At 67.5% G+C, this 1291-nt stretch carries 1 protein-coding gene; it reads right to left on the minus strand.

All coding sequences use genetic code 11. The annotated features are described in order from the left end of the window. Positions 1-23 precede the first annotated feature (23 nt). Positions 24-1136 carry an ISAs1 family transposase gene (locus tag AC3ET4_RS30790; protein WP_431955258.1) on the minus strand — a complete coding sequence of 371 codons (1113 nt, stop codon included), beginning with the start codon at positions 1134-1136 and terminating at the stop codon, positions 24-26. Positions 1137-1291: the final 155 nt, after the last annotated feature.

Consider the following 1291-nt stretch of genomic DNA (forward strand, 5'->3'; position numbering starts at 1 on the left):
CAGGGCTGTTGCAAGGTCGGATTTTAGGCATGAATGTGCAGGTCACAGGGGATGCCGAAGAGATCGAGTGGGGCGGTGTGCGGCGCGATGGCCATCTCCCGACGCGCGTCAGCGATCGAACTACCCAGCTTGCGAAGGAAGTTCATGGTCACCGACCTCAACGTGGCCAAGTTCTGCGGCCCGTGACCGGTGCGGATGCGGGAGGCGTCCTCACCGAAGGTCACATCCCGCACGTAATGGATCTTGTTTTCGATGCCCCACTCGGCCTGAACGATCTCCCCGATGCGCTGCGGGTCGGCCTGGCCGGAGGACAGGTCGGTGATCACATACACCGTCTCCCGGCTGCGCTTCCCGCTCGCCCGCACGGTGCGGTACCGGGTGATACGCGCGACCTGACGCGCATAGGGGAAGTCCAGGCCGGCAAAGCTCACCACCTCCACCACCCGCGTATCGATGCGGCCGTGAGCACGTACGGTGGAACGGAAGGCTGCCCGCACACCCTGCCAGGGCACCTTCCGGCACGCCTTCCACAGCTCGGGCTGGTTGCGCTTGACCGGGAAGGCGTAGTGCGCGCCGAACTCCTCCACCAGCACCCGGGCGTGCTCGCGCTGGGTGTGCAACGCGTCCGCGACCACCACGGCGTCCTGAAGCTCCAGCGCAGCCAGCAGCGCGGCGAAGCCGGTGATCTCGCTGCCCTTGTCCGCCACCTTCTGCTGCGCGGCCAGCGTGCCATCCTGCAGCATCGCCCCCAACACCATCACCGCATGCCCGGCCGCATCCCGCGAGCCCCGCAGACACTTGCCGTCCACGGCCACCACCTGCGCCTTGTCCCGGAAGACCCGCAGCAGCTCCTCCAGACCGCCCGGCATGACCGCGTTGACCACGCGGCGGATCGTGTCCGAGCTCGGCGCCATCACCAGGCCGAAGACGCCGCGGCGGCGCAGCCCCAGCCGCTCCAGCGTGGCCGCAGGAGCCGCGGCCGCCCACTGCCCCATCGCCCGGAAAGAGTCGAAACGGCAGGCCAGCGCGCACAACGCGATCAGCAGCACCGCACCGAGCGGGTACTGACGCCCGCGCGCATCACGCGGGTCGCGCAGGCTGTTGACCAGCGCGAACACCCCGGCATCGGGGGACACGCCCCCAGTACACCCCGGACACCGGCAAGACATGGCAGACTCAGGAATCACCGAAGCTCCGTTGCTCATCGAAGACTTGAGAGGTCATCGATCACAACGGAGCTTCGTCCGTCTCGGACACGGCCGGTTGACCTGCAGAAACGCAAGATCAACTA

This window comes from Actinacidiphila sp. bgisy167 (assembly GCF_057707665.1).